Origin of the sequence: Rhodobacter sp. TJ_12 (assembly GCF_020023995.1) — a bacterium.
Lineage (GTDB): Bacteria > Pseudomonadota > Alphaproteobacteria > Rhodobacterales > Rhodobacteraceae > Rhodobacter.
This window is the reverse complement of record NZ_NRRD01000001.1, coordinates 130,863-150,256: the sequence shown is the minus strand read 5'-3', so window position 1 is coordinate 150,256 and position 19,394 is coordinate 130,863. Positions and strand designations below refer to the sequence as shown.

Annotated in this window: 20 protein-coding genes; 13 read left to right on the top strand and 7 right to left on the bottom strand. The window is 63.9% G+C overall.

Annotated features, from left to right (window positions below; all coding sequences use genetic code 11):
• Positions 1 to 122: 122 nt before the first annotated feature.
• The 4 genes from CKO11_RS00710 to rbfA are packed head-to-tail and all read right to left on the bottom strand — an operon-like array spanning position 123 to position 2,771.
• Positions 123 to 647, bottom strand: coding sequence for a DUF1643 domain-containing protein (locus CKO11_RS00710; RefSeq protein ID WP_223631893.1), 525 nt, complete (start codon positions 645 to 647; stop codon positions 123 to 125).
• A gap of 4 nt (positions 648 to 651) precedes the next feature.
• A complete protein-coding gene (gene truB, locus CKO11_RS00705; protein ID WP_223631892.1) occupies positions 652 to 1,554 on the bottom strand; it encodes a tRNA pseudouridine(55) synthase TruB in 903 nt (300 codons plus the stop codon).
• A 52-nt stretch (positions 1,555 to 1,606) separates the two neighbouring features.
• Positions 1,607 to 2,356: a phosphodiester glycosidase family protein gene (locus tag CKO11_RS00700; protein WP_223631891.1), complete on the bottom strand. Its 750-nt coding sequence runs from the start codon at positions 2,354 to 2,356 to the stop codon at positions 1,607 to 1,609.
• Positions 2,337 to 2,771: a 30S ribosome-binding factor RbfA gene (rbfA, locus tag CKO11_RS00695; protein WP_223631890.1), complete on the bottom strand. Its 435-nt coding sequence runs from the start codon at positions 2,769 to 2,771 to the stop codon at positions 2,337 to 2,339. The genes CKO11_RS00700 and rbfA overlap by 20 nt, the downstream gene beginning before the upstream one ends.
• Before the next feature lie 94 nt (positions 2,772 to 2,865).
• Here rbfA and dapB point away from each other — a divergent pair, with 94 nt between their 5' ends.
• On the top strand, positions 2,866 to 3,675 hold the full coding sequence (dapB, locus tag CKO11_RS00690; protein WP_223631889.1) for a 4-hydroxy-tetrahydrodipicolinate reductase: 810 nt from the start codon (positions 2,866 to 2,868) through the stop codon (positions 3,673 to 3,675).
• Positions 3,676 to 3,763: 88 nt separating this feature from the next.
• Here the strand turns inward: dapB and CKO11_RS00685 are convergent, their stop codons facing one another.
• On the bottom strand, positions 3,764 to 3,943 hold the full coding sequence (locus tag CKO11_RS00685) for a DUF1674 domain-containing protein (RefSeq protein ID WP_223631887.1): 180 nt from the start codon (positions 3,941 to 3,943) through the stop codon (positions 3,764 to 3,766).
• A gap of 93 nt (positions 3,944 to 4,036) precedes the next feature.
• Here CKO11_RS00685 and CKO11_RS00680 point away from each other — a divergent pair, with 93 nt between their 5' ends.
• The 10 genes from CKO11_RS00680 to CKO11_RS00635 all read left to right on the top strand — a co-directional run bounded on the left by CKO11_RS00680 (position 4,037) and on the right by CKO11_RS00635 (position 16,132).
• Positions 4,037 to 5,308 (top strand): RsmB/NOP family class I SAM-dependent RNA methyltransferase, encoded by a 1,272-nt coding sequence (locus CKO11_RS00680; RefSeq protein ID WP_223631885.1) that lies wholly within the window; start codon positions 4,037 to 4,039, stop codon positions 5,306 to 5,308.
• A 77-nt stretch (positions 5,309 to 5,385) separates the two neighbouring features.
• Entirely contained in the window at positions 5,386 to 7,140 is a 1,755-nt protein-coding gene (locus CKO11_RS00675) for a heparinase II/III family protein (RefSeq protein ID WP_223631883.1), read from the top strand.
• Positions 7,141 to 7,157: 17 nt separating this feature from the next.
• Positions 7,158 to 8,744 (top strand): bifunctional phosphoribosylaminoimidazolecarboxamide formyltransferase/IMP cyclohydrolase, encoded by a 1,587-nt coding sequence (purH, locus tag CKO11_RS00670; protein WP_223631881.1) that lies wholly within the window; start codon positions 7,158 to 7,160, stop codon positions 8,742 to 8,744.
• 7 nt (positions 8,745 to 8,751) lie between these two features.
• On the top strand, positions 8,752 to 9,231 hold the full coding sequence (gene lspA / locus CKO11_RS00665; protein WP_223631879.1) for a signal peptidase II: 480 nt from the start codon (positions 8,752 to 8,754) through the stop codon (positions 9,229 to 9,231).
• 71 nt (positions 9,232 to 9,302) lie between these two features.
• Positions 9,303 to 9,854 (top strand): DUF3035 domain-containing protein, encoded by a 552-nt coding sequence (locus tag CKO11_RS00660; RefSeq protein ID WP_223631877.1) that lies wholly within the window; start codon positions 9,303 to 9,305, stop codon positions 9,852 to 9,854.
• Between the two features lie 91 nt (positions 9,855 to 9,945).
• Positions 9,946 to 11,340 carry a M16 family metallopeptidase gene (locus CKO11_RS00655; protein WP_223631875.1) on the top strand — a complete coding sequence of 465 codons (1,395 nt, stop codon included), beginning with the start codon at positions 9,946 to 9,948 and terminating at the stop codon, positions 11,338 to 11,340.
• Positions 11,337 to 12,653, top strand: a complete 1,317-nt coding sequence (locus CKO11_RS00650; protein ID WP_411741976.1) for a M16 family metallopeptidase — start codon at positions 11,337 to 11,339, stop codon at positions 12,651 to 12,653. The genes CKO11_RS00655 and CKO11_RS00650 overlap by 4 nt, the downstream gene beginning before the upstream one ends.
• Before the next feature lie 50 nt (positions 12,654 to 12,703).
• The gene (mutL, locus tag CKO11_RS00645) at positions 12,704 to 14,575 is read left to right on the top strand and encodes a DNA mismatch repair endonuclease MutL (protein ID WP_223631873.1); all 1,872 of its coding nucleotides are present in this window, start codon (positions 12,704 to 12,706) and stop codon (positions 14,573 to 14,575) included.
• Entirely contained in the window at positions 14,572 to 15,732 is a 1,161-nt protein-coding gene (locus CKO11_RS00640) for a DNA recombination protein RmuC (protein WP_223631871.1), read from the top strand. Before mutL ends, CKO11_RS00640 begins: the two co-directional genes overlap by 4 nt.
• A 55-nt stretch (positions 15,733 to 15,787) precedes the next feature.
• Positions 15,788 to 16,132 (top strand): DUF3775 domain-containing protein, encoded by a 345-nt coding sequence (locus CKO11_RS00635; RefSeq protein ID WP_223631869.1) that lies wholly within the window; start codon positions 15,788 to 15,790, stop codon positions 16,130 to 16,132.
• 62 nt (positions 16,133 to 16,194) lie between these two features.
• Here CKO11_RS00635 and CKO11_RS00630 read toward each other — a convergent pair whose 3' ends face one another.
• The gene (locus CKO11_RS00630) at positions 16,195 to 16,881 is read right to left on the bottom strand and encodes a response regulator transcription factor (protein WP_223631867.1); all 687 of its coding nucleotides are present in this window, start codon (positions 16,879 to 16,881) and stop codon (positions 16,195 to 16,197) included.
• Between the two features lie 144 nt (positions 16,882 to 17,025).
• Here CKO11_RS00630 and ribA point away from each other — a divergent pair, with 144 nt between their 5' ends.
• Entirely contained in the window at positions 17,026 to 18,105 is a 1,080-nt protein-coding gene (gene ribA, locus CKO11_RS00625) for a GTP cyclohydrolase II (protein WP_223631866.1), read from the top strand.
• Positions 18,102 to 18,659, top strand: coding sequence for a L,D-transpeptidase (locus CKO11_RS00620; protein ID WP_223631865.1), 558 nt, complete (start codon positions 18,102 to 18,104; stop codon positions 18,657 to 18,659). The genes ribA and CKO11_RS00620 overlap by 4 nt, the downstream gene beginning before the upstream one ends.
• Positions 18,660 to 18,702: 43 nt before the next feature.
• On the opposite strand, the gene CKO11_RS00615 is transcribed toward CKO11_RS00620, so the two are convergent.
• The gene (locus tag CKO11_RS00615) at positions 18,703 to 19,365 is read right to left on the bottom strand and encodes a YggS family pyridoxal phosphate-dependent enzyme (RefSeq protein ID WP_223631864.1); all 663 of its coding nucleotides are present in this window, start codon (positions 19,363 to 19,365) and stop codon (positions 18,703 to 18,705) included.
• Positions 19,366 to 19,394: the final 29 nt, after the last annotated feature.

Sequence of the window (19,394 nt, the reverse complement as noted above, 5' to 3'; positions counted from 1 at the left end):
ACAGAAACAACATCACGCGACCTCACCAACCATCGACAGACGCGAGACATTGGCACACTCAAGCAAAAACAAAGCCAAGACCAAGCAATGACCGGCACCTTTTTCCGTTCATGTTTAACGGATCAAAGCGGCCCCCAAGGCAGAAGCGGCTGGGCATAAGCAATGTAAAGCGGATGCTTAGGGGCCCCCGCCGCAGTAAGGCCAAGATGATGCAAGGCGCGCCCGCTGTCGCGCAAAAGCCGCTCGACCGCCGCGCCACGGTTCAAATGGGCCCCATGCGCGCCCCAAGCACAGATGATTCGGTCTTGCGGCCCCTTCGCCCAATCAAGGCTTTCCAGAATGGCGGCATCGTTTTCCGGGCCAACGGGGTCTGACTGTGCGCGCATGTCTTTGGGGTCTGTCGCACGATAGGCAAAGATATTCGTCACCCGAAAAGCCCCAAACCCCAAGGCGCGCGCCCGACGCTCGCAGCGCTCCACCGTGGGGTCGTTTTGCACCTCTGTCGCAGTCGAGGGGTTGAGCATCACAAACAGCGCGCGTGGCTGGCTTTCATCCCAGACCCGCGTCAGCAAATAGCGGTATTTTTCGCAGTCGGAATAAACCGCGATCGAGGAGGCATCGCCTTTAGTATGGCTGCGGGAGATCATCGCCCTACCGGTTGAAAACGCGGTCGGGATGCACCTCGCCGCCCATGTAGCGCCCCACCGCAATGGCCAGCCCGTCGCGGCTGACCCAGACCTCGGTGCCGAATTCAACGCCAGAGCAGATCACTTGTCCCGGGTTCCCATGGCTCAGCCGCACCGCGCCCTCGACCGTGGCTTTGACCTCGGGCAGGTCATCCAACCCCAGCTCCAACGGCAATAGCTTTTCGTCCAGTTCGGGCGTGCGGGCCATCGCGTCGATCTGATCCAAGCTAAGCCCCTTATCCGCCTCGAAGGGGCCGGACCAGACCCGGCGCAGCCACGCCACATGGCCAAAGCAGCCCAGCGCCCGGCCCAAATCGCGGGCAATCGCGCGCACATAACCGCCCTTGCCGCAGACCATTTCCAGTTCGACCGTATCGGCATCGGGGCGCGCGGTGACGACAAGGCTTTCCACCCAAAGCGGACGCGCGGCCAAGTCCATCTCCACCCCTTCGCGGGCCAGATCATAGGCGCGCTCGCCCGCGACCTTCACCGCCGAAACTTGCGGCGGCACCTGCATGATATCGCCGCGAAAGGCGCTGAGAGCCGCCTCGATCTGCGCGTCAGTGGGGCGGCTGTCAGAGGTCTCCAACACCTCGCCCTCGGCATCATCGGTGCTGGTGGCCGCACCGAACCGCACTTGGAAATGGTAGCATTTCATTGCATCGGTGATGAAGGGAACGGTCTTCGTCGCCTCGCCCAGCGCCACGGCCAGAACACCGGTCGCCGCGGGGTCCAGCGTGCCCGCATGGCCCGCCTTTTTCGCATCCAGCGCCCAGCGCACCTTGCCCACCACCGCGGTCGAGGTCACCCCCGCCGGTTTATCGACCACGATCCAGCCGGAAATATCGCGCCCCTTCTTGCGGCCCATCACTTGCTCCCTTTTTCGCAAGCCCGCCTGCTAGCGCCTGCGGGCGCGCGGGTCAATCGGGCGCTTGATCATGGGCCACAAGCCCGACAATCGGCCCCATCGGCAGGCCAAAATCTGCCCGCCCCTGCGCGGGTACAAACAGCCGCGAAATGGAGCCATCAAGATAAAGCGCATTGGGCGCACCCAGTTCATCGCGGAAGAACCGCGCGAAACGGTGGAAATTGACCGGCTTGTCCGCAATCACGAACCACGCCGTCAGCCCATCGCCCGACACCCCCACCCCGTTGCGGATATAGGTGCTGTCGCTGTCAGGCAAAAACCGCGGATGCAAAGCGCCATCAATCACCAGCATCGGTCCGGATTGGGTCGCATAGCGGCAGCCGGGCGGATTGGCGGCAAAGGCGCGGCTTTCCACCACCGCAAAGCGGTCAGAAATGCAAAACACACCATTGGGCAGCATGCCAAAATTGCCCGGCCCTTCGTTGGTGATGATCCGGTGCAACTCTTGCCCGTTTTCGATATAAAGCCCGGCTGGCGAGCGATCGGGCGCATACATACCGGCATTCATCGCAAAAACCAGCCGCTCGCCCGGGGCGAGGGTCGCTTTCACCCGCGGAATCGTGCCCAAAATGCCGCCCGCCCCATCACGCAGCCACACCCGCACATCGTCTCCCGCGCGCGCTTCGCACACGGTGAAGGGCGTATCTTCAAAGGTAACGGTACGGCAAGGGTCAGCGGCCAGCGCCGCACGCGGCACAATCAGCGCCAGCGCGGCAAACAGGCTAGCCCAGAGTGTCTTCATCATCGTCCCGCGCGGCGATATCGCGCTGCACGGTCTCATCTGAAAAGATCCGCCGCGTCTCATCCAGCCGATCAAAGGTCTCGTCGACACGAAACCGCAGATCGGGCGCATATTTCAACGTCATCGCTTTGGCCACATGGTGGCGCAGCTCGCCCGAGTTGCGGCGCAAAGCCGCCAGCATCGCCTCGGCGCTTTCACCGCCCAAAGACCCACCCAGCGGCGCCACGTAAACGGTGGCCACTTTCAGGTCGGGCGAGGGGCGCACTTCGCCCACGGTGATCGAGATGCGGTTCAGCTCCGGGTCATGCACCTCGCCGCGCATCAGCACGTCAGACAGGGTCCGGCGGATCAGTTCGCCAACGCGAAGCTGCCGTTGCGAGGGGCCATCGCCCGAATGGAAGCGGTTCTTTGCCATGCCCCGCACATAGTGCTTTCGCGCCCTGCCCGCAACGGGGCTTTGCCAATCGGCGGGTCACGGTCTAAAGACGGGCGAAACCAAGGAGGAAAAGATGAGCGATTTGCCGGGCATCGTGATCACCGGAATTTCGGGGCGCATGGGTCAGATGCTGGCCAAGACCGTCACGACCTCGGGCAAGGCGCGGCTTGTCGGCGCGGTGGAGCGCTCGGGCCATGACTGGATCGGCCAAGATCTGGGCGCGGCGATGGGCGGTGCCGCCAATGGCGTGATCGTCACCGATGATCCGCTTGAAGCCTTTGCAAAAGCGCAAGCGGTGATCGATTTCACGGCCCCCGCCGCCACGCTTGAATTTGCGAAATTCGCCGCGCAAGCCCGCGCGGTGCATGTGATCGGCACGACCGGCTTTGAGCCCGGCCAGATCGATGCGCTGGAACCTGCCGCGCGCCATGCGGTGCAAATCCGCGCGGGCAACATGAGCCTTGGCGTCAACCTTCTGACCAAGCTTGCGAAAACCGTGGCACAAGCCCTCGACGCCGATTGGGACATCGAGGTGGTCGAAGCCCATCACAACCGCAAGGTCGATGCGCCGTCGGGCACCGCGTTGATGCTGGGGCAAGCGGCCGCCGATGGCCGGGGCATCACGCTTGAGGGCAACACCGAATCGGGACGGGACGGGATCATCGGCGCCCGCCAACCCGGCGCGATCGGCTTTTCCGCGATTCGCGGCGGCGACATCGTGGGCGAACATGATGTGATCTTTGCCGCTGCGGGCGAGCGGATCGTTTTGCGCCATATCGCAACCGACCGCGCCATTTTCGCACGCGGCGCGCTGAAGGCCGCGCTTTGGGGGCTCGATCAAAAGCCCGGCCAATATGACATGATCGACGTGCTGGGGCTTTAAGCTCTCAAGCCCTGCCTTCGACTTTGCCTAAATATCCTCGGGGGTCCGGGGGCAGACAGCCCCCGGGGCGTGCCACAAGCGCGCCCGCTTAAAAGTCGATGGCGATGCCCTTCTTCTCCCAATCGCCGTAGCGCACGGGTTCGGGCCCGTCGCGCCCGCCCAGTTCGGGCGGCAGGTTCAGCGCCTTTGCGGCCCTGCGGCGTTCTTCGGCTTCAGCCAGCGCGCGGATTGCGGCGGGCGGCAGGTCCTTGCGGTCTTCCTCGCTCATGCGGGCCTCCGGCTTTGCGTTTGGGGTTCGCCCTGTTATAGGCCGCGCATCCCGGCACAACAAGCGCCCGGCAAAATGCGCAAAGGACGCGCCATGGCAAGCATCGATCCGGCCCGCCGTGCGGCCGCTGCCCTCTTGGTGGGCGTTTTGGAAGAGCGGCTGACATTGGCCGAACAGGCGGGGGAATTGGCGGCGCTGCCCCCCCAAGACCGCGCCCGCGCACAACGGCTGGCACTGGCCACCTTGCGCAACCTGCCGAGCGCCGATGCGATGCTGAAACCGCATTTGCGCAAAAAGCCCCCAGTCGATTTGCTGGCCGTGTTGCGGCTGGGCGTGGTCGAGATTTGTGCGCTGCAAGCGGCCCCGCATGGCGTGGTGGATGCGCTTGTGACGCTGACCCATTCCGGTGGCCGCCGGGCCGAGGGTTTTGCCGGGCTGATCAATGCCGTCTTGCGCAAGGTCGCGGCGGATGCGGCCCGTTGGGCGCGGCTTGACCCGCCCGCCTTGCCGGGTTGGCTGCGCGGGCGGCTGATGTCGGCCTATGGCAAAGTGGCGGTGATGAAAATGGAAGCCGCGCATCTGGCAGGCGCCCCGGTGGATCTTTCAGTCAAATCCGATGCCGCCGCTTGGGCCGAAAAACTTGGCGCGGAGCTTTTGCCCACAGGGTCACTGCGGCTGGCGCAAGCGGGCCAGATCACCGATCTGCCGGGCTATGCCGAGGGCGATTGGTGGGTGCAAGATGCCGCCGCCGCCTTGCCCGCGAAGCTGCTGGCCGCGCAGCCGGGCGAAACGGTGTTGGACCTTTGCGCCGCGCCCGGGGGCAAAACGCTGCAATTGGCTGCGATGGGGGCCGATGTGACCGCGCTCGATATTTCCGCCCCGCGGCTGGATCGGCTGCAAGAAAACCTTGCCCGGTGTCAGGTGACGGCGAAAACCGTCGTGGCCGATGCGCTGGACTGGAACCCAAAGGCCCCCTTCGATGCCATCTTGTTGGATGCGCCCTGTTCCGCCACGGGCACGATTCGCCGCCATCCCGACCTGCCCTTTGTTAAAGATGCCAAGGGGATCAAGGATCTGGTCGCGCTGCAAACCGCGCTGATCGACCGGGCGCTGGGTTGGCTCAAACCCGGTGGGCGGCTGGTCTATGCCACCTGCTCGCTTCTGCCAGAAGAAGGCGAAGCGCAGGTTGCCGCCGCACTGCAACGCCATCCCAACCTGCGCATCGCCCCACCCGATATAGCGGGGCTTGAACCCGGCTGGGTCACAGACGCGGGCGCACTGCGACTGCGCCCCGATTTCTGGCATGAAACCGGCGGGCTCGACGGGTTCTTCATGGCGCGGCTGCAACGCCTGCCGATGGCTTGAAATCAGGAAATGACAGGGGGCGAGGGCGGCACTATGGTGCGCGCAATCTCAACAACGGGCCTTCGGGCCAAACGGGCATGACAGGCGGCGGAACATCTTCCAAAGGCGCGCCCCGCGGGCGCTTTACGGCGGCACTGGACCGTTTGGCCGCCTTGCGGGTGGCCCGCGCCCGCCCGGCCACCGGCTTTATCAGCCAGCCCGAGCCCCGCACCATTGGCTCTTTCGCGCGCGGGCGGCAGTTGATCGCGGGCAACTTTTTGTTCGCCGGGTTCTTGGTCGAGGGCGCGGATCTGTCGATCTGGGACCTGCCGATGCCGGACCCAAGCTTTGAAGAAACCCTGCACGGCTGCACCTGGCTGGATGATCTGGCCGCCGTGGGCGACCGCGCCGCGCGCGAGCGCGCGCAGGGCTGGACCTTTGAGTGGGTCGCGCGCTTCGGGGCGGGCAAGGGGCCCGGCTGGACGCCAGACCTGACCGGGCGGCGGCTCATTCGTCTGATCAATCATGCGATCTTTTTGCTCAATGGCCGCGACAAGACGCAGGCAGAGGCCTTCTTTCGCGTTTTGGGGCAACAAACCCTGTTTTTGGCGCGGCGCTGGCGGTCGGCCAGCCCAGGCCTGCCGCGGTTCGAGGCGCTGACGGGGCTGATTTACGCCAGTCTTGCGCTGACCGGCATGGAAAATCACGCCACCCCGGCGGCAGAGGCCTTGGCCGCCGAATGCGCCGCGCTGGTCGATGCGGGCGGCGGCATCCCGACCCGCAACCCCGAAGAATTGCTGGAAGTCTTTTCGCTTCTGATCTGGGCCGCCGATGCGATGACGCAGGCCGGTCGCACCGCCCTGCCCGCGCATCTGGATGCCATCGCCCGGATCGCGCCCACCTTGCGCGCGCTGCGCCATGCCGATGGCGGCTTGGCGCGGTTTCACGGCGGCGGGCGCGGTCTTGAAGGGCGGCTGGACGCGGCCTTGGCCGCATCGGGGGCCCGGCAATCACCCCCGCGCGACTTGGCGATGGGTTTCGGACGGTTGCATGCCGGGCGCACCAGCCTCATCGTCGATGCCGCCGCGCCGCCGCAGGGCGCCGCCTCGGCCAATGCGCATGCCTCCACCTTGGCGATGGAACTGACCTCGGGGCGCTGGCCGCTGATTGTCAATTGCGGCTCTGGCGCGATGTTCGGGCCCGATTGGCACCGCGCGGGCCGCGCCACGCCCAGCCATTCGACCCTTGCGATCGAGGGCTATTCTTCGTCACGCCTTGGCCCGGCAACGCGCAGCGGCGGCGCCACGCGCACATGGCTCGACGAGACCCCGAAAGAGGTCTGGATGCGCCCCGAATCCGACCCGGCGCGCCATGCGCTTTTTGGCCATGACGGCTATCTATCGACCCATGGGCTGACTCATATCCGAGAGTTGGAACTTGACCCAGATGGCAACCGGCTGACGGGCACCGACACGCTGGGGGCCATGGCGCCCCCTGATAAGGCCCGGTTCGAAGCCTTGCTTGACGCCGATGCCTTGCGCGGCATTCCCTTCACGATCCGGTTCCATCTGCACCCCGACGTCGATGCCGCGCTGGATATGGGCGGCTGGGCGGTGTCGATGGTGCTCAAATCCGGCGAGATCTGGATCTTCCGTTTCGACGGTCTGGTGGATCTGTCGTTGGCACCCTCGGTCTATCTGGAAAAGGGCCGCCTGCGACCCCGTGCCACGCAACAGATCGTGCTTTCCGGCCGCCTGCGCGAGCCGATCAGCCAAATCAACTGGACCTTAGCCAAGGCACAGGATACCCCCTCGGCCAACGGCGAGCCTGCGCCGACTCCCAATGACACCTGATCAAAGGACCTGCCACCGTGACCAGACCCGTCCCCCTGACCCGCGCCCTGCTGTCTGTTTCTGACAAGACCGGGCTTGTTGATTTTGCCCGTGCGCTGGCGGCGCGTGGGGTGGAACTGCTTTCGACCGGCGGCACCGCGAAAACGCTGCGCGAAGCCGGGCTGAATGTGCGCGACGTGGCCGATGTGACGGGCTTTCCCGAAATGATGGATGGCCGCGTGAAAACGCTGCATCCGAAGGTGCATGGCGGTTTGCTTGCGCTGCGCGACAACAAGGAACATGTCACCGCGATGGAAACCCACGGGATCGAGGTGATCGACCTGCTGGTTGTGAACCTTTACCCGTTCGAGGCGACCGTGGCCAAAGGCGCGGCCTATGAAGATTGCATCGAAAACATCGACATCGGCGGCCCGGCGATGATCCGCGCAGCGGCGAAGAACCATGCCTTTGTCGCCACCGTGGTCGATGTGCAAGATTACGACGCGGTTCTGGCCGAACTGGATGCCAATGACGGGGCGACCACGCTCGCCTTCCGCCAAAAGCTCGCGCAAATCGCCTATGCCCGCACCGGAGCCTATGACGCCGCCGTTTCCACTTGGATGGCGGGCGCGATTGGCGAAGAAACGCCCCGCCGCCGCGCCTTTGCCGGTGAGCTGGCGCAAACCCTGCGTTATGGCGAAAACCCGCATCAATCGGCCGCCTTCTACTTGGATGGTTCGGGCCGTCCGGGCGTGGCCACCGCCGCGCAGCACCAAGGCAAAGAGCTGAGCTACAACAACATCAACGACACCGATGCGGCGTTTGAGTTGGTGGCCGAGTTTGACCGTGCCGCGCCCGCTTGCGCGATCATCAAACACGCCAACCCCTGCGGTGTGGCCACCGGGGCGACGCTGACCGAAGCCTATACCCGCGCGTTCGATTGTGACCGCACCTCGGCCTTTGGCGGGATCATCGCGCTGAACCAGACGCTGGATGCGGCGACCGCCGAAGAGATCGTGAAGATCTTCACCGAGGTTGTGATTGCGCCCGAGGCGACGGATGAGGCGAAAGCCGTTTTCGCCGCCAAGAAAAACCTGCGCCTTTTGACCACCGGCGCGTTGCCCGATCCGAAAGCGGCGATCACCACCTATCGCCAAGTGGCGGGCGGTTTCTTGGTGCAGGGCAAAGACAATGGCGCGATCACGCTGGACGATCTGAAGGTCGTCACCGAACGCGCGCCCAGCGAACAAGAGCTCAAAGACCTGCTGTTTGCTTGGAAAGTGGCCAAACACGTCAAATCAAACGCGATCATCTATGTCAAAGACGGGGCCACCGTCGGCGTGGGCGCGGGCCAAATGAGCCGCGTCGACAGCACCCGGATCGCCGCGCGCAAATCGCAAGACATGGCAGAGGCGATGGGCTTGGCGGCGCCGCTGACCCAAGGCTCGGTCGTGGCTTCGGATGCGTTCTTCCCCTTTGCCGATGGCCTGATCACCGCAGCCGAAGCGGGGGCGACCGCGCTTATCCAGCCCGGTGGCTCGATGCGCGACCAAGAGGTGATCGACGCGGCGAATGAACGTGGCTTGGCCATGGTCTTTACCGGCATGCGCCACTTCCGTCACTGAGGCCCAGATGCGGTTGGTGGGCTGGACCAGTGCGGCGGTGTTAATGCTCGACCAAGTGTCGAAATACATCGTCGTGCATCTGATGGCCCTCGACCGGGTCGGCGCGATCGACGTGTATCCCCCGTGGTTCAATCTGCGCATGGCGTGGAACCGGGGGATCAACTTCGGCCTGTTTTCGGGCGAAGATGAGATCACCCGCTGGGCGCTGATCGTGATCGCGCTGGCGATTTCGGCATGGGTCTGGGGCTGGGTCGCGCGTGGGACGCATGCGCGCCGCGCGCATCTCGCCTCGGGGCTGCTGATCGGCGGGGCGCTTGGCAATGTGATCGACCGGCTCGCCTATGGCGCGGTGGCGGATTTTCTCAACATGTCCTTGCCGTTCTGGCAAAACCCCTATTCGTTCAACGTAGCCGATATTGCGATTTTCGCAGGCGCTGCGGGGCTGGTGTTTTTCACCGGCGAGGGCAATGCGAAACGCCGCAGCTAGCCCGCCATTGGGGCGTGACGCGGCGACGGCGATAGGCTAAGACGGGGCAGGAACTTGCAATGGGGTGGCCTATGCGATCGGTGACGAACACGCTCGGGATTGCGCTGGTGATGGCGCTGGCCTTGGCTGGCTGTTCGCGATCCGACAAGACACCCGAGTTGATGCACCTGCGCTCTTCGACCGCCGGGCCGGATGAATTCGGCATTCTGCCCACCAAACCGCTGGAGATGCCCGAGGATCTGGCGCAACTGCCCGATCCGACGCCGGGCGGCACCAACATCACCGACCCCACGCCCGAAGCCGATGCCGTGGCGGCACTGGGCGGCAACCCCGAACGACTCAAGCCCAATGGCGTGCCGCGCGGCGATGGCGCGCTTTTGGCGCGCGCGGGCCGGTTCGGCACCGGAGCCGATATCCGCGACCGTCTGGCCGAGGAAGACCTGCAATACCGCCGCGACCATGACGGGCGCTTGCTGGAGCGGCTTTTCAACGTGACGGTTTATTACAAAGCCTATCGGCCGATGTCGCTCGACAAGGCTGCCGAGTTGGAACGGTGGCGCAAGGCCGGGGCCCGCACCCCCGCCGCCCCGCCCTCGGGTCTGGCGCAAGACGTGTTGCCATAACGCGCGATCAAACCTGCGTCAAAGCCGGTCGCACGCGGTTGTATCGTCGGCCCGCGCCACTACTTTGAGCGCAGTTTTCACGGAGGGTTCCATGCGCGCCGTTCTTGCCGCCGCTGTTTTTGCCATTTCGACCATGGGCGCCATAGCCGCGCCGGTGACGCATTTCACCCTTCCCAATGGGCTTGAAACCGTGGTGATCGAGGATCATCGGGCCCCCGTCGTGGTGCAGATGGTCTGGTATAAAGCGGGGGCCGCCGATGAAAAGCGGAGCAAATCCGGCATTGCGCATTACCTTGAACATCTGATGTTCAAAGGCACCGACACGCTGGCCCCGGGCGAATTGTCAAAGGTTGTGGCGGCCAATGGCGGTTCTGACAATGCTTTCACCTCGTATGATTACACCGCCTATCACCAGCGCATCGCCGCCGACCGGCTGGAACTGGTGATGAAGATGGAAGCCGATCGGATGCGCCATCTGCATATCTCGCCCGACGATTGGCAGACCGAGCGCGAAGTGATCTTGGAAGAACGCGCCCAGCGCACCGACAGCGATCCAAGCGCGCTTTTGCGCGAACAGATGCGCGCCGCGCAATTCCTCAATAGCCCTTATGGCACCCCGGTGATCGGCTGGCGGCAGGAAATGGAGGCGCTGACCCGCGACGATGCGCTGGAATGGTATCAACGCTATTACGCCCCCAACAATGCCGTGTTGGTCGTGGCAGGCGATGTCACCCCAGACCAGGTGCGCGATTTGGCGCAAACCTATTATGGTCCGCTGGCTCCCTCGGCCGATATTCCACCGCGTGTCCGCCCGCAAGAACCGCCGCAACTGGCAGAACGGCGCATCACCTTCCGCGATCCGCGCATCGCGCAGCCTTATCTGATGCGCACCTATCTGGCCCCCGAGCGGAATCCGGGCGACCAGCGCACCGCCGCCGCACTGACAATTCTGGCCGAGGTTCTGGGCGGCAATGCCGCAACCTCGGTTCTGGGCCGCAAACTGGTGTTCGAAGCGGGTGATGCGATCCATGCCTCGGCAGGCTATGACGGCATGTCGGTGGACCCGACCACTTTTTCGCTGGCGACGATGCCCGCGCGCGATGTGCCGCTGGCGGATCTGGAAGCCTCGCTCGACAAGGCGCTGGAAGAGTTTCTGGCCGCCGGGATCGATCCCGCGCAATTCGAACGCATTCGCACCCAAATTCGCGCCGCACAGATTTACGAGCGGGACAACACACAAGCCCTTGCGCATCGCTATGGCGAGGCGCTGGCCTCTGGCTTCACGATTGCCGATGTCGAGGCATGGCCTGCGGCGCTGATGTCGGTCACCCCCGAAGAGGTGATGGACGCCGCGCGCCGCCTGTTTGACCCGACCCATGCGGTCACCGTTTACGCCGAACCGGCCAAGGCCGCGCCCAGCACCGCCGCCCTGCCGGCCTCGGGCACTGCCACGCCGCCCGCACTGGCCCCGGAGGTGGCACAATGACCATGGCCCTACGCCTGCGCCTTGCCGCGCTGACCCTGTTCGCGGCGCTTCTGGCCCTGCCCGCCCATGCGCTTGAGATCGAGGAAGTCACCTCGCCCAAAGGCATTCGCGCTTGGCTGGTGGAGGCACATGACATTCCGTTCACCGCGCTTGAAATCCGGTTTCGCGGCGGGGCCAGCCTTGATGCGCCGGGCAAACGCGGTGCGATCAATCTGATGACCGCCACGCTGGAGGAAGGCTCGGCCGATCTCGACAGCCAAGGCTTTGCCGCCGCGCAAGAGGCATTGGCCGCCAGCTTCCGCTTTGACGTGGATGATGATGCGCTGTCGATCTCGGCCCGGATGCTGAGCGAGAACCGCGCGCAAGCAGTGGATTTGTTGCGCGGCGCGCTGATCGAGCCGCATTTTGACCAAGCCTCGGTCGACCGGGTGCGGGGACAGGTTTTGTCGATCATCGCCTCGGATGCGCAAGACCCCAATCATCTGGCTGGCGAAACCTTTCGCAAGCTGGCCTATGGCGATCATCCCTATGGATCGTCGCGCAACGGGACGATGGAAAGCGTGCAGGCCCTGACCCGCGAAGACATGTTTGACGCCAAGGCCCGGGTGATGGCCCGCGACCGGGTGATTGTCTCTGCCGTGGGGGATATCACGCCCGAGGAATTGGGGCCGCTTCTGGATACGCTTTTGGGCGATCTGCCCGAAACCGGGGCCGAAATGCCGCCCCGCGCCGAACTGGGGCTAAGCGGCGGCGTCACCGTTGTGCCCTTTGACACGCCGCAATCGGTCGTGGTCTTCGGTCAAGATGGCATCGCGATGGATGATCCCGATTTCTTTGCCGCTTACGTGCTCAACCAGATCCTTGGCGCGGGGGGCTTTTCATCGCGGCTGATGGAAGAGGTGCGCGAAAAGCGTGGTCTGACCTATGGGATTTACACCTATCTGGTGCCCAAGGATTTGGCCGAGACATGGCAGGGCAGTTTTGCCTCGGCCAATGAAAAGGTCGCCGAGGCGATCGAGATCGTGAAGGCCGAATGGGCGCGTGCCGCCAGCGGCGCCGTAACAGAGGCCGAACTGCGCGACGCCAAGACCTATCTGACCGGCGCCTATCCTTTGCGCTTTGATGGCAATGGAAAGATCGCCGATATTCTGGCGGGCATGCAGCTCAACCATATGCCGATTGATTACATAAACACCCGCAATGAACAGGTCGAGGCGGTAACCGCCGAAGACGTGGCTCGGGTCGCGCAACGCGTGCTGCATGCCGATGCGCTGCGCTTTGTCGTGGCGGGCCAGCCCGTGGGTCTGAACTAGGCGCCCCGAATCTCTTTAGGCGCTTGGGGGGTTATGCTATCCCTAGTGGAATGAACGCAGAACCCCGCAAGATAGGCGCGAATGAGCGCCCCGTGATCCGACAGTTGGATGAAGCCGCCGCGAACCGGATCGCGGCGGGCGAAGTGGTAGAGCGCCCTGCCTCTGCCGTGAAGGAACTGGTCGAAAACGCACTGGATGCCGGGGCCAGCCGGATCGATGTGGCCTATGCCGATGGTGGCAAAACGCTGATCCGCATCACCGATGACGGCTGCGGGATGACGGGCGAAGATTTGCCGCTCGCGCTTTCGCGGCATGCCACCTCGAAGATTGATGGCACCGATCTTTTGAATATTCGTAGCTTCGGCTTTCGCGGCGAGGCTTTGCCCTCTTTGGGGGCGGTGGGGCGGCTTACCATCACCTCGCGCGTGGCGGGCGAAGAGGCCATGCAGATCACCGTGGCGGGCGGCACGATGGGCCCGGTCAAACCGGCGGCGCTGACATCCGGCACCGTGGTGGAATTGCGCGATCTGTTCTATGCCACCCCGGCGCGGCTGAAATTCCTGCGCACCGACCGGGCCGAGGCGCAGGCGATTTCCGATGTGATCAAGCGTCTTGCCATGGCGGAGCCTTATGTCAGCTTCACCCTGCGCGAGGTGAAGGGCGACACCGGCCGCGAGATTTTCCGCGCCGATGCCGAACAGGGTGAATTATTCGATGCTTTGTCCGGGCGGCTGGGCCGGGTTCTGGGCCGCGCCTTTGCCGAAAATGCGGTGCCGCTGGATGCGGAACGCGAGGGCATTCGTCTGACCGGCTATGCCGCGTTGCCCACCTATTCACGCGGCGCGGCGGTGGAGCAGTTTTTGTTCGTCAATGGCCGCCCGGTGCGCGACCGGATGCTATTGGGTGCTTTGCGCGCCGCATATATGGATTTTCTGTCCCGGGACCGGCATCCGGCGGCGGCGCTGTTCCTGACCTGCGACCCGGAGCGAGTCGATGTGAACGTGCACCCCGCCAAAGCCGAGGTGCGCTTTCGCGAGGCGGGCGTGCCGCGCGGGTTGATTGTGACGGGCATTCGTCATGCTTTGGCACAAGCGGGGCATCGGGCATCGTCAACCGTGGCCACGGCAACGCTGGGCGCGATGCAGCCCGAACCTGCGGGCCCGCCGCGCGTCTATCAGATGGATCGGCCAAGCTATGGCGCGCGCCAAAGCGCCTATGCCGCGCAGATGCCGCTCCATAGCTTTGACGAGGCGCCACAGCCCTTCACCGGGCCCGCGCCCGAACCCTTTGCCCCCAGTGCGCGGGTCGAGCCGGTGCCGGAGGCGACGCCGGAATTAACCCGCCAGCCTTTGGGAGCCGCGCGCGCGCAAGTGCACGAAAATTACATCGTCGCGCAGACCGAAAATGGCATGGTGATCGTGGATCAGCATGCCGCGCATGAACGGCTGGTCTATGAGCGGCTGAAAAAGCAAATGGCAGCAAATGGCGTGGCGGCGCAGGCCCTGCTGATCCCCGAGATCGTCGAGTTTTCCCCCGGCGATGCCGCGCGTCTGCTGGACGCAGCCGAAGATCTACAGCGCCTTGGTCTGACGATTGAGCCTTTTGGCGGCGGCGCGGTCGCCGTGCGTGAAACCCCCGCGATCTTGGGCGAGATTGATGCCGGTGCGCTGTTGCGCGATGTGCTGGATGAACTGGCCGACCAAGGCGAAAGCCTGAAGCTGCAAGCCCGGATCGAGGCGGTTCTGTCCCGCATGGCGTGTCATGGTTCGATCCGCTCGGGCCGGCAAATGCGGGTCGAGGAAATGAACGCGCTGTTGCGTGAAATGGAGGCCACACCGCATTCGGGCCAATGCAACCACGGGCGGCCCACCTATGTGGAGTTGAAACTCTCCGATATTGAGCGGCTGTTCGGGCGCACATGATCGAGCTTGGCACTCACCTGATCGACCTGCACGACCCGCTTGTGCAGGGGACGCTTGGCGCGGCGGCTTTGGTGTTTTTGCTCCTGCTTTTGGTCTTGCGTGCGGTGGCACGGGCCTCGCGCGCGGTCGAGCCATTGACCGGGAACCTGATGCAACTGGCGCAACGGGTGCAGACGCTCTCGGACGGCCAGCAGCAATTGGCGGGCGGGCTGCATCATGTCTCAGAGGCGCAGGCAGCAAGCCAAGCGAAGATGTTGTCGCTGATGGAATCGCGGCTGGCCGAGGTGAACCGGGCGATGAGCGAAAGCCTGCATGGCTCGGCCACCCGCACCGCGCGCAGCCTTGGCGATTTGCAGCAACGGCTGAATGCCATCGACAAAGCGCAGGCGAATATCGAAAAGCTGTCGGGCAATGTGCTGGGGCTGCAAGATATTCTGTCAAACAAGCAAACCCGCGGCGCTTTTGGCGAAATCCAACTGCATGACATCGTGAAAAAGGCGCTGCCCTCGGATGCGTTCACGATGCAGGCCACACTGTCGAATGGACGTCGGGCCGATTGTTTGATCCATCTGCCCAATCCGCCGGGGCCGATTGTGGTCGACAGCAAATTCCCGCTGGAAGCCTATGAAGCGCTGCGCCGGGCCGAGAACCAAAGCCAGATCATCGAAGCACAGCGGATGATGCGCATTTCGGTGCGCAGCCACATTCGGGCGATTTCGGATCGCTATATCATTGAGGGCGAAACCGCCGATGGTGCGCTGATGTTTTTGCCCTCTGAGGCGGTCTATGCCGAATTGCATGGCAATTTCCCCGAACTTGTGCGCGAGGGATTTGCCGCCAAGGTCTGGATCGTCTCGCCCACCACCTGCATGGCGACGCTGCACACGATGCGTGCCGTTTTGAAAGACGCGCGGATGCGCGAGCAGGCGGGGGCGATCCGGCGCGAACTGGCCGCGCTTTATGGCGATGTGGAACGGCTGGGCGGGCGTGTGTCGAATTTGGACCGGCATTTCGCAATGGCGGCCAAAGATATTGAGGAAATCCGTATCTCTGCCGAAAAGGCGGGAAAGCGGGCACATCGGCTGGATAACTTCGATTTTGAAGACCTGGCGAAAGAGCCCGGACCGACATCGAAAGTGATCCCGATCGAGCGCTGAATAAGCTTGCACACGGCCCCGTGACCGGCGACACTGATCGCAAGGAGAGACTTCCATGTTGCCGATCAGCCCGTCAAAAATCGCCCATGTCATCATCCGCGCACGCAAATTCGATTCCGATTTTCCGGGGTCGGGCAAGGCGCGGGAATTGCGCGCCTTCATCGAGAATTTGAACGACGATGAGAAGGCCGCGCTGACTGCCGTGATGTGGATCGGGCGCGAAACCTATGACGCTTCGGAATTTGGCGAGGCCTATGCCACCGCCCAAGCCGAAGCGACCGCCCCCACCGAGGATTACCTTCTGGGGGTGCCGATGCTGGCCGATTATCTGGAAGACGGGCTGAACGCGCTGGGTATCAGCCTTGAAGAAGCCGAAGAAGACATTCACCCGACCGTCTAGGGACCGCGCCGCCTCGGGTGCAAAAGGACAGGGAGGGCCACGCCCTCCCTTTTGGTTATGCCTCAGGCGACCAAGCGATAGCCGCCGGATTCGGTGATCAAAAGCCGCGCGTTCGAGGGATCGGGCTCAATCTTCTGGCGCAGCCGGTAAATATGGGTTTCCAGCGTATGCGTGGTGACCCCGGCGTTATAGCCCCAAACCTCATGCAGCAGCACATCGCGCGCCACCACGCCATCTTGGGCGCGGTAAAGGAATTTGAGGATATTGGTTTCTTTCTCGGTCAGGCGGATCTTACGCTCTTTGCCGTCGATCAACATCTTCATCGCGGGTTTGAACGTATACGGCCCCAACTGGAACACCGCATCTTCGGATTGTTCATGCGTGCGCAGCTGCGCGCGGATGCGCGCCAACAGTACCGGGAACTTGAACGGCTTGGTGATGTAATCATTGGCGCCGCTATCAAGGCCCAAGATCGTATCGGCATCGGTGTCATGGCCCGTCAGCATCACGATCGGGCATTTCACGCCTTGCTTGCGCAGCTTCTTGCACAGTTCCCGCCCATCGGTATCGGGCAGCCCCACGTCCAAGATCACCAGATCGTAAAGCGCGGCTTTCGCCTGTTCGACCCCGGTCGCGCCCGAGGCGGCTTCGAACACCTCGAATTCCTCGGTTGCCACCAATTGTTCGGCCAGCGCTTCGCGCAGGTCGTCGTCATCATCCACCAGAAGGATCTTCTTCAATCCTGCCATTTTTGCCTCCTTCGGAGTTTGGGCTTGCGGCATAGCTGGCCACAGATCACCGCCACGGCAAGAGATGTGAAATCTTTCTCACGCAAGGGTGACGGAACAGCGTGGAGTGTTTCAATTTGTTACGGGCCTCGCTATCTGTGAGCGATGCAAACGCCCCTCGCCCTTGGCCCCAGCCTGCCCGAACGTATCAACCGCGCCCGTGCCGACCTGCGCATGGGGCTGCCGGTTGTGTTGTCACACTCCGTCTTGGCGGTGGCCGTGGAAACGCTGTCGCTCGAACGGCTTGCGGCGATGCAGGCTTTGGGCCCGCTGGTGCTGGCGCTGACCGAACGGCGCGCCGACACGCTAAAGGCGCGCGTCTATGATGACGACCTGGCCCGGATCGCTGTGCCCGAAGGGGCCGATCTGGCGTGGCTGCGCGCGCTGGCCGACCCCGCCGATGACCTAATGGTGCCAATGAAAGGCCCGCTGTCGAGCCTGCGAGTGGGCGACGCCACCCCGGCGCGCGCCGCGCTGCAACTGGCCAAAACCGCGCAACTTCTGCCCGCCGCGCTTTTGGCCCCGCTGCCCGCCCCCGCGCCCGAGGGGCTGACCGACCTCGACGCCGCTGAAACGCTGGCGCTGATTTCGGCGGAAACCGCCTTTGCCCCCGTCTCTGCCGCGCGGGTGCCGATGCGTGCCGCCGAAAAGGGGCGGCTGCATATCTTCCGCCCCGACGATGGCAGCGAAGAACATTACGCGATTGAAATCGGATCGCCCGACCGGGCCCAGCCGGTTCTGGCACGGCTGCATTCGGCCTGTTTTACCGGCGATGTTCTGGGCTCGCTCAAATGCGATTGCGGTCCGCAACTGGATGCGGCGCTGCATCAAATGGGGGCCGAGGGCGCCGGCATTTTGCTATACCTCAACCAAGAGGGGCGCGGGATCGGCCTGGCCAATAAGATGCGCGCCTATGCGCTGCAAGATCAGGGGTTCGACACGGTCGAGGCCAATCACCGGCTTGGCTTTCAAGATGACGAGCGCGACTTCCGCATCGGCGCGGCGATCCTGCGCAAGCTGGGCTTTGGCGCTGTGCGGCTGCTCACCAACAACCCCGCCAAGGTGACGATGCTCGAATCGCATGGGATCACCGTGGCGGAGCGGGTGCCGCTCAAGGTTGGCCACAGTGCGCATAACGCCGCCTATCTGGCGACCAAGGCGGCGAAATCCGGGCATCTGCTGTGATCCGGCTCACCCCCGGCGGGCTTGTCGCCTTTGGGCGGCGGTATTCGGTGCAAATTGGCCGGGGCGGGCTCAGCACCTGCAAGCAAGAAGGCGATGGCGCCACCCCGGTGGGCCGTTGGCGGGTGCTGGAAATGCTGTATCGCGCCGACCGCCTGCCGCGCCCCGCGCCTTGGGCGCGCCCGATCGGCCCGCAAGATCTTTGGTGCGATGCTGCGGATCACCCCGCCTATAACCAGCCGGTGCGTGCGCCCTTTGCCGCCAGCCACGAACGCTTGGCCCGGCCCGATCCGCTCTATGACATCGTTTTGGTGACGGATTGGAACTACCCGCAGACGCGGCCCGGCAAAGGGTCGGCGATCTTCCTGCATCAACGCCGCCGTCTGTGTTACCCGACTGCGGGCTGCCTTGCGCTGCGCCGCAAGGATTTGATGGCTTTGGCACGCAAAGTCACGCCGGGCACGGAAATCCTTGTCCCGCCGCTCGCCTGTTTTCAACTTGGCAAAGACACGCCAAAGCGTGGGGGCGCCACGCCCTCGCCGCACGACAAGGCCTAACCCCCCCCCCCCGGGCCTAACCCTAAGCCCACCCCTTTCGGGCCTAGGTCCGGGCGCTGTAATCCCGCGCGCCAAAAATGGCAGAGCCGACGCGCACATGGGTCGCCCCCGCCGCGATCGCCGCTTCGAAATCCGAACTCATCCCCATCGACAGACCCGACAGCCCATTGCGCGCCGCCATATCCGCCAGCGCGGCAAAATGCGGCGCGGGGTCTTCGGCTTCGGGGGGGATACACATCAGGCCCTGCACCGGCAGGTCCATCGCGCGCACCTCTGCCACGAAAGCATCCAAATCGGCGGGCAGCACACCGGCCTTTTGCGGCTCTTGCCCGGTGTTGACCTGCACGAACAGATCAGGGCAGCCCCCGCGCACCTGCGCCAGACCTGCCAGTTTTTTCGCCAGCGAGGGCCGGTCAAGGGTATGGATGGCCTCGAATAAATCCACCGCCTGTTTCGCCTTGTTGGTTTGCAACGGGCCGATCATATGCACGGCCACGCCCGCGAATTGTTCCCGCCATGCGGGCCATTTGCCCGCAGCTTCCTGCACGTAGTTTTCCCCGAACAGCCGCTGCCCCTCGGCCAGAACCGCTGCGACCCGGTCTTGCGGCTGCACCTTGGAAACCGCGATCAGTTGCACCGATCCGGGGGCACGCCCTGCGGCCTGTTCGGCCTTGGCGATACGGCTCAAAATATTTTGCAAACCCATGACAGCCTCCTTTGGGCGCAAGCAATCAT

What these genes read in the sequence shown, in the direction of transcription:
- CKO11_RS00635 (WP_223631869.1), top strand. Translation starts at nt 15,788, where the DNA reads ATGTTGCCGATCAGCCCGTCAAAAATCGCCCATGTCATCATCCGCGCA.
- CKO11_RS00655 (WP_223631875.1), top strand. Translation starts at nt 9,946, where the DNA reads ATGCGCGCCGTTCTTGCCGCCGCTGTTTTTGCCATTTCGACCATGGGC.
- CKO11_RS00700 (WP_223631891.1), bottom strand. Translation starts at nt 2,356, where the DNA reads ATGAAGACACTCTGGGCTAGCCTGTTTGCCGCGCTGGCGCTGATTGTG.
- lspA (WP_223631879.1), top strand. Translation starts at nt 8,752, where the DNA reads ATGCGGTTGGTGGGCTGGACCAGTGCGGCGGTGTTAATGCTCGACCAA.
- CKO11_RS00640 (WP_223631871.1), top strand. Translation starts at nt 14,572, where the DNA reads ATGATCGAGCTTGGCACTCACCTGATCGACCTGCACGACCCGCTTGTG.
- CKO11_RS00660 (WP_223631877.1), top strand. Translation starts at nt 9,303, where the DNA reads ATGCGATCGGTGACGAACACGCTCGGGATTGCGCTGGTGATGGCGCTG.
- truB (WP_223631892.1), bottom strand. Translation starts at nt 1,554, where the DNA reads ATGGGCCGCAAGAAGGGGCGCGATATTTCCGGCTGGATCGTGGTCGAT.
- CKO11_RS00675 (WP_223631883.1), top strand. Translation starts at nt 5,386, where the DNA reads ATGACAGGCGGCGGAACATCTTCCAAAGGCGCGCCCCGCGGGCGCTTT.
- CKO11_RS00630 (WP_223631867.1), bottom strand. Translation starts at nt 16,881, where the DNA reads ATGGCAGGATTGAAGAAGATCCTTCTGGTGGATGATGACGACGACCTG.
- ribA (WP_223631866.1), top strand. Translation starts at nt 17,026, where the DNA reads ATGCAAACGCCCCTCGCCCTTGGCCCCAGCCTGCCCGAACGTATCAAC.
- mutL (WP_223631873.1), top strand. Translation starts at nt 12,704, where the DNA reads ATGAACGCAGAACCCCGCAAGATAGGCGCGAATGAGCGCCCCGTGATC.
- CKO11_RS00680 (WP_223631885.1), top strand. Translation starts at nt 4,037, where the DNA reads ATGGCAAGCATCGATCCGGCCCGCCGTGCGGCCGCTGCCCTCTTGGTG.
- CKO11_RS00685 (WP_223631887.1), bottom strand. Translation starts at nt 3,943, where the DNA reads ATGAGCGAGGAAGACCGCAAGGACCTGCCGCCCGCCGCAATCCGCGCG.
- CKO11_RS00710 (WP_223631893.1), bottom strand. Translation starts at nt 647, where the DNA reads ATGATCTCCCGCAGCCATACTAAAGGCGATGCCTCCTCGATCGCGGTT.
- CKO11_RS00615 (WP_223631864.1), bottom strand. Translation starts at nt 19,365, where the DNA reads ATGGGTTTGCAAAATATTTTGAGCCGTATCGCCAAGGCCGAACAGGCC.
- CKO11_RS00650 (WP_411741976.1), top strand. Translation starts at nt 11,337, where the DNA reads ATGACCATGGCCCTACGCCTGCGCCTTGCCGCGCTGACCCTGTTCGCG.
- rbfA (WP_223631890.1), bottom strand. Translation starts at nt 2,771, where the DNA reads ATGGCAAAGAACCGCTTCCATTCGGGCGATGGCCCCTCGCAACGGCAG.
- dapB (WP_223631889.1), top strand. Translation starts at nt 2,866, where the DNA reads ATGAGCGATTTGCCGGGCATCGTGATCACCGGAATTTCGGGGCGCATG.